The sequence below is a fragment of the Peribacillus sp. NPDC097224 genome (assembly GCF_044761985.1).
GTDB lineage: Bacteria > Bacillota > Bacilli > Bacillales > DSM-1321 > Peribacillus.
Genome location: NZ_JBIWDK010000012.1, coordinates 67,164 through 81,911, shown reverse-complemented (window position 1 = coordinate 81,911; position 14,748 = coordinate 67,164). Strand labels below are relative to the sequence as shown.

General features: G+C 39.0%; 12 protein-coding genes. 9 read left to right on the top strand and 3 right to left on the bottom strand.

Annotated elements, in window-relative coordinates:
• Positions 1 to 544 precede the first annotated feature (544 nt).
• Together ACIQXR_RS18610 and ACIQXR_RS18605 are read right to left on the bottom strand one after the other, a co-directional pair.
• The gene (locus ACIQXR_RS18610; RefSeq protein WP_402875257.1) at positions 545 to 1,726 is read right to left on the bottom strand and encodes an NAD(P)/FAD-dependent oxidoreductase; all 1,182 of its coding nucleotides are present in this window, start codon (positions 1,724 to 1,726) and stop codon (positions 545 to 547) included.
• Between the two features lie 43 nt (positions 1,727 to 1,769).
• Positions 1,770 to 2,213, bottom strand: coding sequence for a DUF1641 domain-containing protein (locus ACIQXR_RS18605; RefSeq protein ID WP_402875259.1), 444 nt, complete (start codon positions 2,211 to 2,213; stop codon positions 1,770 to 1,772).
• A 1,157-nt stretch (positions 2,214 to 3,370) separates the two neighbouring features.
• Between ACIQXR_RS18605 and ACIQXR_RS18600 the strand changes: the two genes are divergently transcribed.
• The 8 genes from ACIQXR_RS18600 to spoVK all read left to right on the top strand — a co-directional run bounded on the left by ACIQXR_RS18600 (position 3,371) and on the right by spoVK (position 12,669).
• Positions 3,371 to 4,987: a thiamine pyrophosphate-binding protein gene (locus ACIQXR_RS18600; protein WP_402875262.1), complete on the top strand. Its 1,617-nt coding sequence runs from the start codon at positions 3,371 to 3,373 to the stop codon at positions 4,985 to 4,987.
• A gap of 273 nt (positions 4,988 to 5,260) precedes the next feature.
• Positions 5,261 to 7,021, top strand: coding sequence for a SulP family inorganic anion transporter (locus ACIQXR_RS18595; RefSeq protein WP_402875265.1), 1,761 nt, complete (start codon positions 5,261 to 5,263; stop codon positions 7,019 to 7,021).
• A gap of 24 nt (positions 7,022 to 7,045) precedes the next feature.
• Positions 7,046 to 7,396: an ArsR/SmtB family transcription factor gene (locus tag ACIQXR_RS18590; RefSeq protein WP_402875268.1), complete on the top strand. Its 351-nt coding sequence runs from the start codon at positions 7,046 to 7,048 to the stop codon at positions 7,394 to 7,396.
• Positions 7,397 to 7,813: 417 nt separating this feature from the next.
• The gene (locus ACIQXR_RS18585) at positions 7,814 to 8,269 is read left to right on the top strand and encodes an SMI1/KNR4 family protein (protein WP_402875271.1); all 456 of its coding nucleotides are present in this window, start codon (positions 7,814 to 7,816) and stop codon (positions 8,267 to 8,269) included.
• Between the two features lie 269 nt (positions 8,270 to 8,538).
• The gene (locus ACIQXR_RS18580) at positions 8,539 to 9,849 is read left to right on the top strand and encodes a sensor histidine kinase (RefSeq protein ID WP_402875274.1); all 1,311 of its coding nucleotides are present in this window, start codon (positions 8,539 to 8,541) and stop codon (positions 9,847 to 9,849) included.
• A 274-nt stretch (positions 9,850 to 10,123) separates the two neighbouring features.
• A complete protein-coding gene (miaA, locus tag ACIQXR_RS18575; RefSeq protein ID WP_402875277.1) occupies positions 10,124 to 11,107 on the top strand; it encodes a tRNA (adenosine(37)-N6)-dimethylallyltransferase MiaA in 984 nt (327 codons plus the stop codon).
• Between the two features lie 3 nt (positions 11,108 to 11,110).
• A complete protein-coding gene (gene hfq, locus ACIQXR_RS18570; protein WP_034313436.1) occupies positions 11,111 to 11,344 on the top strand; it encodes an RNA chaperone Hfq in 234 nt (77 codons plus the stop codon).
• A gap of 368 nt (positions 11,345 to 11,712) precedes the next feature.
• The gene (gene spoVK, locus ACIQXR_RS18565; RefSeq protein ID WP_402875280.1) at positions 11,713 to 12,669 is read left to right on the top strand and encodes a stage V sporulation protein K; all 957 of its coding nucleotides are present in this window, start codon (positions 11,713 to 11,715) and stop codon (positions 12,667 to 12,669) included.
• 42 nt (positions 12,670 to 12,711) lie between these two features.
• Here the strand turns inward: spoVK and ACIQXR_RS18560 are convergent, their stop codons facing one another.
• On the bottom strand, positions 12,712 to 13,320 hold the full coding sequence (locus ACIQXR_RS18560; RefSeq protein ID WP_402875283.1) for a trimeric intracellular cation channel family protein: 609 nt from the start codon (positions 13,318 to 13,320) through the stop codon (positions 12,712 to 12,714).
• Positions 13,321 to 13,483: 163 nt separating this feature from the next.
• On the opposite strand from ACIQXR_RS18560, the gene hflX reads away from it, so the two are divergent.
• The gene (gene hflX / locus ACIQXR_RS18555) at positions 13,484 to 14,737 is read left to right on the top strand and encodes a GTPase HflX (protein WP_402875285.1); all 1,254 of its coding nucleotides are present in this window, start codon (positions 13,484 to 13,486) and stop codon (positions 14,735 to 14,737) included.
• The last annotated feature ends 11 nt before the right edge of the window (positions 14,738 to 14,748 follow it).

The following is a 14,748-nucleotide window of genomic DNA, read 5'->3' as shown; positions in this document are numbered from 1 at the left end:
ACCTAAAAAAGATGACCCCTGTTCAATACAGAGATCATCTTTTAAAAATTGCTTAGGCTTTTTTAAAATGTCCTTTACACAGGGTACACTTTATCGCGCTTCAGCTTGTTTTTTTGCTTTTTCATGAATGAGGGGTAGCGAAATCAATAGCTAAAGGTAATTCGAAAAAATTTCTTAATAACGGCAGAGAGTAGGTTGTAGGGCTGATCGTCATGTTTGGTATTTGTAAAAGGAGCATATTCTGTAAATGTTAACGTATATGATTTCATTCTTGATGGGTTTGTATGGGAATGTAACAGGGACGCTAAAGAGGGTGACACCAGGCCTGAATTTAAGGTCCGGCAAAAATGCCCTCAGTCTATACTTATTGTATTGCCTTGCCATACTACGGAGGAGGGGACCATGTTCTATCATTTATTAATTCGTCAATAGATTCCTAATCTATCAATTGGTGGAATTGAAAAATCCAGTTTCCGTCTAAGGACAGAAACTGGATTTTTCTCAGCGTCTACTTATTTACAAATGATTAAGTTCAGTGTTGAACTTAATAGACCAAATTGTAAAGCGCTTTGATATGAGTAAGATAACGGATGTTACTAGCTTCCTTCATTAAAGTGGCAGGTAAGCCTTTAAGTTCAGTGTTGTTAGCCCCAACTGTTGCTACACCATCTTTACGACCTAAGCTGGCAAGTGTTCCAGAATTGATAGGTGCGAATTTTTCTAGTGTTTTACCTTCAAATGCTGCATATAGGTTGTAACCGACTAGTTCGCCCATTTGCCAAGCGTTTTGTGCGGTTGGTGCGTATGGACGTCCACCTTCTGGAGGGAAGGCAACGGCACTATCGCCAACAACGAATACGTCATTATGAGACTTGGATTGAAGATATTCATTGACAGTTGCTTTACCACGGTCCACTTCAAGACCTGATTCCCCAACGATAGGAAGAGCAGCGACCCCACCAGTCCAAACAAGTGTATTAGCCGTGATGGTTTGTCCATCTTTCAATTCGATAACATTGCCTTTGACACCTGTTACAGGAAGGCTAGTTAAGAATTCGACCCCACGTTTTTGTAGACTTGTCATTGCGCGTTCAATTAATGAATCCGGTAATACAGGAAGAATCTTTGGACCAGCCTCGATAAGCTTGATTTTCAAGTCTTTGTAGTCTACGCCAAATTGTTTTGCAATTTTAGGGAAATGATCTACGATTTCACCGATTAATTCAACGCCAGTTAATCCACCGCCGCCGATTACAATCGTTGCGTCCGCTTCATTTTTCGTAATGGAATATTCACGAATGCGATCTTCGATATGTTTGTAAACTTTGTTTGCATCATGTACAGATTTTAATACCATGCTGTTTTCTTCAAGTCCTGGAATGCCGAAGAATCCTGTTTGGCTTCCTAAAGCAACAACTAAAGCATCATAAGTTAGAGTAGAACCATTAGCAAGTTTAACTTGTTTTTTATCCACTGAGAAAGATTCAGCTTTGGAAATGACAAGGTCGATGTCTTTTCCTTTGAAAAGTTTTTCTAACGGAATGGCAACAGCTTGTTCAGAAACTGATCCTCCTGCTAGACGATGAAGTTCTGTGATAATTTGGTGTGTTGGGTATTGGTTAACCACTGTAACTTGTGCTTCATCTTTATTTAAGTATTTTCGAACAGTTAATGCAGATAGTAATCCGCCGTATCCTGCACCTAAGATGACGATATGTTTTGACATTTGTTAATCCCCCGTCCTAACTGGTTGAATGATAATAATAGAATTAGTTTTGGTTCTTACGTTCTGCAGAGATTTCAAGGAACGCACTTGCGAAACGGAAAAGTTTTTGCGCTTGTGGATCTTTCATCATACGTAGTAAACCGAAAAGACCAATGACTTCCGTACTTTCTTCAGCGCGGTCCTTTGCTTCGATTGCATTGGCAGCTAGGCCCTTTACAGAAGATACAACCGGTGTTGCCATTTCTGAAATAGCACTGACTGTATCATTTTTCAATACTTCATCAGTTGCAACAGATTGAGCAAAATCATATGACTTTGTCAAAATATTAACCAATTCCGTTAATTTTGGTAATTGTTCTACTAAATTATTCAGTGATTGTTGAACCTCAGGGTTTAAAAGTTGATCTAGGATATCTCTTTGTTCCTGGCTTGCAGAGATATTAAGTGTTTCGTTTTCAGGTTTTGATTTTGAGACTACATCTGCCATATCTATTTCCCCTTTGCGTTGAACTTAATTTGCTAATTAGGATGCAAAGTCACATTACTATCGAAGTCAGAAACTATAACTTTGAAAATCTCTTTAAAAAGTTATCGCTACTAGAGGCCCATACTGATATGTAGTTCCTTTGATAGAACCTATTAACTTACTGAACTCACGTGTCTCTATCCTAACACTCCTAATCATACGTCTACCGACTGTTAATTTCAAATAGTTTTTTACAATATGAATATAACTTAAAGTTATTATTTATGTTCGTGTAAGCCAGGGGACATTTTTCGTGGTATCATCGGGAAACTTGAATATCTTCTATATTCTCCATTTTTATGGTTTTTTTGAGAATTCACCTTAGAAATAGGCTTCATTCCTATAAAATACCTATAATTTTCTTACTTTTTTGTATTTCTTGTAGTTTTTACGAATAAACTCTCTAAAATCAGGGTATAAGATATTACTTGTATTGGAGATGATGCCTTTGATCAAACGTCGATTATTAAAAGTTCATGGAGAAATGATTCAGATTTCCTCCAGATATTCTAAAAAGCATAACAAATGGAATTGTACGGCCAAACTTCCCAATAGTTCGCTTATCGCATATTGTCGAGATAAAAACAGGATACGTGCAGAAACTGTGTCCATGAGTAGGTTAATAATTACTTATGATGATTATAAAATCATATAATCAGGATGAACGTACTTTATAAATAGTAAAAGGGCACTCAATCATTTTTGATTGGGTGCCCTGGCCTGCCCTTTTTAATTAACGCTTTATCTTGTAATTCCTTAAATGTTCATTTCCATCATGAAATGATGTTGTTTTTCCATACATAATACAAGCGGGGATCACTGGATAAAAAATACATGGCTATCTTTCGTATATCCTCAATATTAATTATTTCATGCATTATCAGTATCCTTTTTTTAAAAAATATTTTGTATGTTGCTATAGTGATATACGTAATAGAAAGATGATGAGAAATCCATACAAGTATAAAAGCTATCTGTTAATGCTCAGATGGCTTTTTTGATAGAACTAACTATAAAAAAAATAAAATTCAATACATTTGTTTAAAAGAAAGGAGATTAGTGTAAAAAATAATAGGATAAATTAACGCAAGTAATAAAAACGAGAGGGTTGAAGGATTTTGGAGCATTCTAAGAATACAGTTGCCGAGTTAATCATTCAACAATTACAACTCATGAATGTGAAAAGAATTTATGGAGTGGTGGGAGATACGATAATTGGACTGATTGATGCACTGTCGAATCAAGAAAATATTAAATTCATTGCTGTTAAGCATGAATCGGTAGCCGCTTTAATGGCTTCGGCGGAGGCCAAGTTAACAGGGGGATTGGGTGTGTGTACCGCGACCATGGGACCTGGGGTCACTAATTTGCTTAATGGACTTGGTGATGCCTATTCCGATAAAGCACCGGTGTTGGCCATAACAGGGCAGGCTCCGAGTGATAAAATAGGAACGGATTTTCAACAATATGTGAATCAACAGGAACTTGTGAAGCCGTTTGCTTCTTATAGTGTGAATTTGACCAGCCCGGATGCCATTATTGAAGTGATGCACAAAGCGGCCCAAAAATCGCTTGGCCAGAGAGGGGTTACTCACCTTTCCATACCCAAGGATTTTTTCGATAAAAAAACGGAAGTGCGACCAAGGCGTTTACCTTTACTTGTTAAAAGTACTTCCTCGCTGGAAGAAGAAAGCAAGAATCGGATTCTTGAGGTAATGAAAACAGCGAGACAACCTATGATACTGGCTGGAGCCGGTGCCCGTGGTGCTTCAGAAGCGATTGAGATGCTTGCGGATACGTGGGGTGCTGCCATTCTTACTAGCCTTGGGGGTAAGGGCGCTTTCGAGGCAAACTCTCCAAATCTTTTACAAGGCATCGGGGAAGGCGGCAATCCATATGCGAAGAGCGCCTTCCTGGAGGCTGACGTCGTATTGCTTGCCGGTGTTACTTGGTGGCCCGAAGGATATGTGCCAACCGATGCGAAGATTATACAGATAGACAGTAATTTTGACAAGATCGAAAAAAGCATACCCGTAGAAATCGGTATTAAAGGTAATACTGAAGAGGTTATTCCTCAATTGAATCTTGGATTAAAAGGGCACAACAAGAATGATGAGTGGGTCGGTCGTTGCCGGGAAGTGAAAGAATTATGGTCAGCGCAATTGGAACAGGAAGGCAATAGCGAAGGTTCTCCTATACACCCAGCAAGGATTATTCGAGCGATTGAAAGGACGATAGATCCAGATGCGATCCTGGCAATCGATACTGGGGATGTAACTGTTTGGACGAATAGAATCTTGCGCCAACAAAACCAAAGGGTTCTATTTTCAGGATATTGGAGAACGATGGGGTTTGGTCTTCCAGCTGCAATGGCTGCCAAATTAGCCGAACCGGAAAAACAAGTAGTAGCCGTTGTCGGTGACGGAGGCCTTCAGATGACACTTGCTGACTTACTGACAGCCAAACGATACGGCATTAAGATTACCATCTTCGTACTCAATAATGAATCACTACAAATGGAACGGGATAAAATTAAAGCTGAGGGAGGGGATGAAGTGGGCGTGGGTCTGACAAATCCTGATTTCGTAAAGGTAGCAGAAGCCTGTGGATGGAAGGGTGTGCATGTCGAAGAGGATAACTCCTTGGAAGCATCCATCACAGAAGCTTTGCAGTCAGAGTTACCCGCTTTAGTCGATATCCGTACAGCTCAAATCTTTTTCCCTGAAACAGAATGAAAGGACAATTACGTACAGGGAAAATATATAGTGGAAGGAAGTTAGTAAAAAGAGGCATTTGACCAATGGGTTAAGTGCTTCTTTTTTTGCCAAATATATATAGAAAGGACCCATTAAAAGGTACTGTATCAAAAATAAATGATTCACGCTTCCTACTGAATTACCCCCTTCTTTAAAATGACCTTTGACAAAAAGAAGAGAAAGGGTTAAATTCTAATAATCGTATATTCAAATAATCAGATATACAAAAATAAAAAAAGGAAGTGCTTTTTTATGAAGCGAAATTGGCTTATTGATGGAAGATACAAAGATTATTCTTTTCAATCTTTACAAAAAGATTTTATAGCTGGACTCGTAGTCGGTGTAATTGCCATTCCATTAGGCATGGCATTTGCTATAGCTTCAGGTGTAAAACCTGAATATGGGATATACACGACAATCATTGCCGGAGTATTGATTTCCCTATTAGGGGGTTCGAAATTTCAAATAGGTGGGCCAACAGGTGCGTTTATCCCGATTTTATTTGGGATTGTAATGACATATGGGTTTGAAAACTTATTAATTGCTGGATTTTTAGCAGGAATCATCCTAACCTTAATGGGGATTTTTAAATTAGGCTCATTAATTAAGTTTATTCCCAAACCTGTAACGATTGGGTTTACCGCTGGGATTGCTGTCATCATATTTGTGGGCCAGGTTCCGAACTTTCTGGGATTGTCTGGTGTGGAGAAACACGAAGAATTCATTAATAATGTAAAGGAAATATTCATGCATATTCAAAGCATGAACATGTACAGCGTATTAACCGCAGGTATTTGTTTAATGGCTGTTTTAGGCACACCTAGGTTCTTTCCAAAGATTCCAGGGCCACTAATCGGCATTATCTGTTCGACATTGGTTGCCACTTTCTTATTTCCGGGTCAAGTAGCAACGATTGGTTCAACATATGGGGAAATTCCAAATAATTTGCCACAGTTCAAATTTCCTGAGATTACTTTAGATCGCATTCAACTTTTAATTCGACCCGCGCTTGTCATAGCCATGCTAGGAGCAATAGAATCATTATTATCAGCAGTCGTGGCAGACGGGATGTCCGGTAGTAAGCATAATAGTAATAAGGAATTGATTGGTCAAGGCGTTGCTAATATAATTACGCCTCTATTCGGTGGAATCCCAGCGACAGGTGCAATCGCAAGAACGGCTACCAATATTAAAAACGGGGCTGTTTCCCCGGTATCCGGTGTGGTTCATGGCATAGTCGTCCTCTTGGTTTTAGTGCTGTTTGCACCGTACGCCTCAAAGGTGCCGTTGGCAAGTATGGCTCCGATATTGATGGTGGTTGCTTGGAATATGAGTGAGAGGCATCTTTTCTTTAATATGGTCAAAATCAAAACGACAGATTCACTCATTCTAGTTATAACATTCTTATTGACGGTATTTGAAAATTTAACCAGCGCCGTAGAAGTGGGGCTTATTTTAGCCGTCCTTTTATTTATAAAACGAATGAGTGATACAATAGTAACTGAAAAAGTATTGCCTAATCCCAATAATAAACATCAACAGGTTGATAGCCGAGTAGTTACATCTACGCATGATTGTCCACAGATTAGTATATATAATGTGGAAGGGCCACTCTTTTTCGGTGCAGCCCAAACTTTTGAACAGTCTATTATTGGGACAACCCATTCCAAACCAAAGGTACTGCTTTTAAGAATGGGACAAGTCCCATTGTTGGATACCACTGGTGAGTCTTATCTTTCTAACATCGTTCATCATTTTTCTAAACACGGTCTCGTTTTGATTTCTGGAATCAAACCACAACCTAAAACGCTTCTGATCAAAACTGGCTTATATGAAGTAATTGGGAAAGATCATTTTTTTGATCATACAGGAGTAGCGATTGATTACGCTCTTGAACAGTTAAATAGGAATAAGTGTCTTGGCTGCAAGCACTTTGCCTTTAGAGAATGTTCGGCTTTATCAGGGGATCTCACCAAAGGTATTGAGGAAAGAAGACGGGCCTTTTCCAGTTAATTAAATTGAAGAGGAGAATTATCATTGAATCTTGAGATGCAACAATTTAAAGCGGAGTTTTTTAAGGCACTTGCACATCCCTTGAGAATAAAAATTCTCGAGTTATTGTCAGAAGGAGATAAAAACGTAAATGAAATCCAAAATCTCATTGGTAGTGAAGGATCCGCAGTTTCCCAGCAGCTAACCGTTTTACGAGCGAAAAATATTGTCGTAGGAACGAAAGATGGAAATCGCGTGGTCTATTCACTAAGAGACCCCATGATTGTGGAACTTCTTTCAATAGCACGTCAAATATTTAATAATCACTTGGTAGATACGATTTCAATGCTAGATAAAATAAGTGAAAATGAGGAAAAGAATAGAAATAAGTTGTAACTGAGGCTGGGGGATGTTGACATAGCAACGTAAAGATGAACTATGTCAACACCTTTATTTTTCCTTTTTATTTGCAGAAAATACTAAAAAAAACAAACGAAATTATGTTAATATATTTTAAGAAAGTGGTATAGGATAAATATGGGGAATAATAGTTATAGTGAAGTTTTCTTTTACAAGCAACGAGTGGGAAATTTGATGAAAACGTACTATTTCCCCAAGAATTATGAAAATCTACATGGTATAGTACAATTATAATTAGAAATTGTTATTTATTGTAAAAAGAGATATTAAAGGGGCTATTGAAAGACAACTGCAATCAACATATATCTTCGGAGTTATCCCCTGGTTACATTTAAGTTTAGGCATATAGGTGGCTAATGTAGTTTTTTATTAAAACGAACTGGAGTTGATAGGATGAGGAAAATCACTGGATACGGCAAAGCAACACAGGAAGCGGTCAATAACTTTGAGAGGTATGTCGGTTTCGAGATTCCGGCTGATTATAAACATTTCCTCCTTGAATATAACGGAGGGACCACTACCGTTCAAAATGGTAAGTTTTATGTAGAGGCATTGGACACACTTGTATCGTTAGACGTGTTATATGGGTTGGATATCGATAGTGAACAGCTTGATTTACAAAAGTTGCATGAAAATAATAAAGATGGTTTACATACAAATTGCATTATAATCGGCAACGATACCTGTGCAGGAAAAATCCTGTTGATAAACAATGATGAAGAACAAGGAATCTTCTTTTGGGATCAGGGGTGGTACGCAGATCCCTCCAGTCAGGATGAAAATATTTATAAAGTGGCAGAAAGTTTCAAATCCTTTATCGAGGGACTAAAAATCCCTGAGGAAATTTAAATGAAATCAATTAATAAAGGATGATAGCCGAAAAAAGGACCCTGGACCATTAAAGATTAATGGTCCAGGGTCCTTTCACACTTGTTGAAGTCCAGAAAAAGGAATATTTAGAACGTTGTGTCATTATCTTATTTATTCATTTTGTGATTAAATATACCTATGATAATCGATATAAAATAAGTTTACTATATTTCTTTCTCTGTAATTATAGTAAAATTATAGTATAATATCCGATTTTCAACTTCAAGAGATGGGGTATATAGAATTTTATGAAAAATAAAAAGGTAAAAGCATTCATTATAATGATATTCCTATTGTTACTTGGATTTGTCCTACTTAATATGTTTACTTCTTATTTAAATATCAAAAATACTGTTCAAAGGTCTGTGGCCAATCAAAATCTCTTGGTTGCTAAGTCTGTTGCTAGTACGTTGGATATAGAAGCCTATAAACGCTTTCTTAAAAACCCAGTAAAGAGCCAAGAATATGAGGATATTAAAGCCTATTTAGAGAATGTCCGTGAAAATGTTGGCGTTGTACACATCTATACTTTAAAAGTGGAAAACCCCCAAGAGTCAAGGACCATGATTGCAGGTCTCCCAGAAAACGTTAAAAGAGAACCTGAAATTGGGGAACTATGCACGGTCCCCGAACGCCAGGTCAGACAGGCCTATAAGGGAGAAAACTTCATCACGGATATTCTGGATGACCCCATATATGGGAAGTATATGACTGTAGGAGTTCCCATAAAGGATAAGGAAGGCTCCGTAATAGGTTTTTTAGGAGTGGATGCGAGTGCTGAAGATATTCACGCAATAAGCGATGAGGTTATCAATAGCAGCATTTTTAATCTGATTTATTCGGGCGCTTTTGTCATTATCCTGGCCATTGCTTTTACAATCATGCAAAGATGGTATCGAAAAGAGTTGATACGAGAAGTAGGGGATACTGAGGATACGTACAGGGCGGAGTTTCAATCTCTTATGGCATCTGTTCGTTCCCTAAGGCATGACTTCTCCAATCACATTCAGGTCGTACACGGTCTTTTAAAACTTGGAGAAAAAGATAAAGCATTAGAATACTTAACAGGTCTCTCTAAGGAGATCCATACCATAGAATCCATGGAAATGAACGTTACACACCCTGGGTTATCGGTGCTGTTGGAAACGAAAAGGCTGTCTGCCCAAAACTATAATATTGATATAAGCCTTGATATTTCTCCAGATTCTTTCGATACGATTAAGACGATAGATTTAATTAAATTGTTATCAAATATAATAGATAATGCCATAGAAGCTACGATTGAAATACCTGAGCAAGAGCGGCGTATGAATATCATTTGTAAAAAGGATAAAGGAAAATATACATTCACCGTTACGAATTCAGGACAGATGATTAGTAGGGGGGACCTGAAAAAGATTTATATAAGTGGATTTTCCACTAAAAAGAAAGAAAAAGGAAAAGAGCGTGGTCAAGGTCTGTTTATCGTTAAGGATCTAGTAAGGAGATATAACGGTGAGATATCAGTAGATTCGAATGAAGTAGAAACGACTGTAACGGTCTTGATACCTGTGGAATGAAGTTTTTACAAATAGACCGCCCAAAAAGTGAGATGCTTTATTTTGTTAGGGATGTTTAGGGGCATGAACCCGTTTATGGGATCATGCCTTTAGTCATGTGGATTTACAGACAGTACTCCAAGCGTTGAACCAGAACCTTCGCTAACTTGTTAAGGAGATATATTCGCCGATGTGAATAAATGAGTGAGGAATGGATATAATGGTTAGATGTTTAACTGCTTTTGTGGCGTTTTGTGATAAGATAAAAAAAAATCATATAAGGCAGTGAATAAAGTTGACACAACAAAAAGGAAAACTTCTAGTCATTATTGGACCGACGGCAGTAGGCAAGACGAAACTGAGCATTGAGTTGGCCAAGCGATTTAATGGAGAAATAATCAGTGGGGATTCCATGCAGGTTTATAAGGGAATGGATATTGGAACTGCAAAGATCACAAGAGAAGAGATGGAAGGCATTCCCCATTATCTACTTGATATAAAGGGGCCGGATGAACCATTCAGTGCAGCTGAGTTTCAGAAGCGGGCAAATGCTTGCATTGAGGATATTCAGGGCAGGGGCAAACTCCCTATCATAGTAGGAGGCACGGGTTTATATATTCAATCGGTAATCTATGATTATCATTTCTCTGAAGCGCCATCCGATCCTCTATATAGGGAACAGCTCGAAAAACAAGTCAACGAAGCAGGAATCGATCCTGTTTTTGACCAATTGCGGAGTGTGGACCCAGAAAGTGCTAAAAGAATACACCCTAATAATGTAAGAAGGGTGATTCGTGCACTTGAGATTTACCACTGTACAGGAAAAACAATGAGTGAGCAGATGAATCAACAACCCACGGAAATGAAATATGATACATGCATAATAGGACTGACAATGGATCGGGACAAGTTATATGAACGTATTGACCAACGAGTTGATGGAATGGTGGAAGCCGGATTGATTGAAGAGGTACAATCTTTTTATGATCAAGGATTGAGGGATTGCCAATCGATACAGGCAATTGGTTACAAAGAGATATACGACTACTTTGAAGACCGGGCTTCGGTGGAAGAAGCGATCGATTCTTTGAAGCAAAACTCACGCCGATATGCAAAACGTCAATTGACCTGGTTCCGAAATAAAATGGATGTAATCTGGTTTAATATGACGGACATCGAAGGGTTTACAAAAAAAATAAATGAAATATCTGGATTTGTAGCAGGAAAGCTTTTCAAAGAAGGCGAATACATAAATTTAGAGAGAAAAGAGGAGGACTAAATCATGAAGCAATCCGTAAATATTCAAGACCAATTTCTTAATCAATTACGAAAAGATGGGACGTATGTGACGGTTTTCTTATTAAATGGTTTCCAAATCAGGGGCCAGGTTAAAGGGTTTGATAATTTCACTGTGTTATTCGAATCCGAAGGTAAGCAGCAATTGGTATACAAACATGCTATATCCACATTCGCTCCACAGCGTAATGTTCAAATTGATTACGAAGTGAAGGAATAACCATATACATGATAGCAAAATGACAGGCGGCCCACAGGGCGGCCTGTTTTTTTGTGCTAAGAGCTTGTATCTTTTTCAAGGATTCGATTATTTTACTTGTTCGTTTTGAATATATATATGGAAGGAAGAATCATTTCTCGGGAAAGCGCAGGAAATGACATGAATGAAAGAAATGATGAATAGGAGATAAATTGTCGAAAGCCCCTTTATAGATAAGAAAGCTAACTGAAAAACCCAATATTTACAAAAGTAAATTAGACGGAGATATTGGCGAAGGGAAAACATAAAATGACCCGAAAGGTCCGTGTGTGTTTCATGTTAAATGAATGGTTTAAAAGTTTAGGGTCCAAGATGGAGAGGTGAAGACATTGGAACAACCGATCCGTATGAAAAATAACGGGCAAATCAATATCGTTTTTAATGCGGAAAATAGAAAATCACTACAGAAAGATTTGCCGGTCAAAGAAGTGTTGGTCCAAGAAATTCCCCAACAACATGTGGCTTTGAAGGAAATAGAAGACGAACTGAAGGCACTGGTTGGAATGGATGAGATGAAACGCATGATAAAGGAAATATACGCTTGGATTTACATAAACAAACAACGTGAGACCAGAGGGCTGAAGACTGGTCAGCAAGCACTTCACATGATGTTTAAAGGGAATCCAGGAACAGGTAAGACTACCGTTGCCCGATTGATTGGTAAGTTGTTTCAAAAGATGAATGTCCTTTCTAAAGGGCATTTGATTGAAGCGGAACGCGCCGATTTGGTCGGTGAATATATTGGTCATACAGCCCAAAAAACACGTGATCTGATTAAAAAGGCAATAGGTGGCATATTATTTATCGATGAGGCCTACTCTTTGGGAAGAGGTGGAGAGAAGGATTTTGGCAAAGAAGCGATAGATACGCTTGTCAAGCATATGGAAGATCGCCAACACGAATTCATCTTAATCTTAGCAGGTTATTCTCGTGAAATGGACTATTTCCTAAGTCTCAATCCAGGGCTTTATTCGAGGTTTCCACTAGTCGTCGATTTTCCGGACTATACAATCGATCAGTTAATGGAGATAGCTGGCCTCATGTTGCAAGAGCGTGAATATATTATGAGCCGGGATGCCGAAAGGAAGTTAAAGGAACATTTGATTGTATTACGTTCCGATCGTGGAGTGGTATCGTTTTCTAATGGACGTTATATTCGGAATGTACTTGAAAAATCGATAAGGGCGCAGGCCATGCGCCTATTAATAGAAGATACGTTTGAAAAGGTCGACCTGCTTACCCTGACAAGTCAAGACCTCGTTTTCGAGGATGATGAGAAGGAGTGACAACAGAAAGGCCCGCCATTAAACGTGGCTGGCCTTTCGCATTTATATTTTCGGGACCCATTTTTTATTAGGAAGGTGCCAATTATAGGTGTAAGATAGCACGCGGAATAAAGTGACAAAAATAAAGAGTGTGTATAAATGCCATGCTTGCGAGAAAAGTCCACTGCCTAGAGCCAAACCTGCGATGATTGCCCAAACGGCATAGATTTCTTTTCTAAAGACTAACGGTTTTCTCCCGGCAAGTACATCCCTGATTATTCCCCCACCACAACCGGTTAGTGCCGCGGACACGATAATGGCGCTAATTGGATGATTCAGTTCCACTGCATACATGGCACCTTGGATAGCAAACGCAGAGAGCCCAATGGCATCACTGAAGTTTCCCCATCTGTCCCAATGCCTTGATAGATTGGTAGGGAAAAGAAAAACGATGGTGATTGAGACCAGGGCGACGGTGAAATAGAGGCTTTGATCCCAAAGCGCAGATACAGGCACGCCGATTAAAAGGTTTCGAATCGCTCCGCCCCCGAACGCCGTAACAATTCCTAAAATATATACTCCTAAAATATCATACTCTTCTTCCATTGCAATGATGGTTCCACTTATGGCAAATGCAATTGTACCAATGAAGGTTAATACTTCCCACGTCATATCCTTTTCCCTCTATGTCATTTCAGATTTATGGTAAAGCCAAACTTGATTTTAGCATGTTACGGGTGATATTAATATGGTTACTGGCCTTGTTTTCAGGAAATTTTTATAAGTGACCATTTATTTGGTATGATGGATGAAAATTGTTTAGGTGGTGTATGAATTGGAACAGGCAATAAGAGAAACCGCTATATTGATTGGTTGTCAAACGACAGAGGATGAGGAACATTTCCGCTATTCACTGGAGGAGCTGGCTTCGTTAGCTAAGACAGCAAATGGCGAGGTATTGATGACCATTACACAAAAAAGAGAACGGATTCATCCGTCGACATATATAGGTAAAGGGAAAATAGAAGAACTACAAAACCTAGAAGCAGAATTGGAGCCTGATTTATTCATTTTCAATGATGAATTATCACCGAGTCAAATCCGGAACCTTTCTAAATTCCTGGAGGCTAGGGTGATTGACAGGACTCAGCTTATACTGGACATTTTTGCTCAGCGAGCCAGGTCGAGGGAAGGTAAGCTCCAGGTGGAACTTGCCCAGCTCCAATATTTAATGCCCCGTTTAGCCGGGCAGGGTACAGCCATGTCCAGATTAGGAGGCGGAATCGGTACGCGGGGACCGGGAGAGACGAAGCTCGAAAGTGACCGCCGTCACATTCGTGGGAAAATTGACGAAATCAAGCAACAACTAAGGGGAATCGTGAAGCATCGTGAGAGATATCGTGAAAGGAGAAACCGAAATAAGGCGTTTCAGGTTGCTCTTGTTGGTTACACGAACGCTGGTAAATCAACCTTGTTCAACCGTTTGACAGAAGCAGATTCCTTTGAAGAAAATCTGTTGTTCGCCACTCTCGATCCAATGACACGAAAAGCGATTCTTCCTAGCGGCTTTACTGTACTAATGACCGATACGGTCGGTTTCATTCAGGATTTGCCGACTTCCCTGATTGCAGCCTTTCGCTCGACATTAGAGGAAGTGAAGGAAGCGGACTTGTTGCTCCACGTTGTCGATTCGTCTAGCTCGGATTATTTTAATCATGAGAAAACGGTTCACAACCTATTAAATGACTTAGATGTCTCTTCCATTCCCCAGCTAACGTTGTATAATAAGAAGGATAGGGTTCACGTCGACTTTTTAAGATCTTCCAGTAATGATTCGTTATTAATCAGTGCCTATGACCAAAAAGACCTGGAAACAATCATGGAAGAAATTGAAAAGTACGTCATTGAGAAAATGATACCGTATAATGTTTTCTTACCTTCCAGTGAGGGTAAACTACTATCACAGCTAAAAAATGAAACCATTTTGCGCACTCTCTCCTTTAATGAAGAATCGGAAAGATATGAATGCAAAGGTTTTTGTCTAGCTGATCATTCAATAATTGGACAGCTAGAGAAATATTCATTATAAAAGGGGAATTT

What these genes read in the sequence shown, in the direction of transcription:
- hfq (WP_034313436.1), top strand. Translation starts at nt 11,111, where the DNA reads ATGAAGCAATCCGTAAATATTCAAGACCAATTTCTTAATCAATTACGA.
- ACIQXR_RS18580 (WP_402875274.1), top strand. Translation starts at nt 8,539, where the DNA reads ATGAAAAATAAAAAGGTAAAAGCATTCATTATAATGATATTCCTATTG.
- ACIQXR_RS18610 (WP_402875257.1), bottom strand. Translation starts at nt 1,726, where the DNA reads ATGTCAAAACATATCGTCATCTTAGGTGCAGGATACGGCGGATTACTA.
- ACIQXR_RS18560 (WP_402875283.1), bottom strand. Translation starts at nt 13,320, where the DNA reads ATGACGTGGGAAGTATTAACCTTCATTGGTACAATTGCATTTGCCATA.
- ACIQXR_RS18605 (WP_402875259.1), bottom strand. Translation starts at nt 2,213, where the DNA reads ATGGCAGATGTAGTCTCAAAATCAAAACCTGAAAACGAAACACTTAAT.
- ACIQXR_RS18595 (WP_402875265.1), top strand. Translation starts at nt 5,261, where the DNA reads ATGAAGCGAAATTGGCTTATTGATGGAAGATACAAAGATTATTCTTTT.
- ACIQXR_RS18585 (WP_402875271.1), top strand. Translation starts at nt 7,814, where the DNA reads ATGAGGAAAATCACTGGATACGGCAAAGCAACACAGGAAGCGGTCAAT.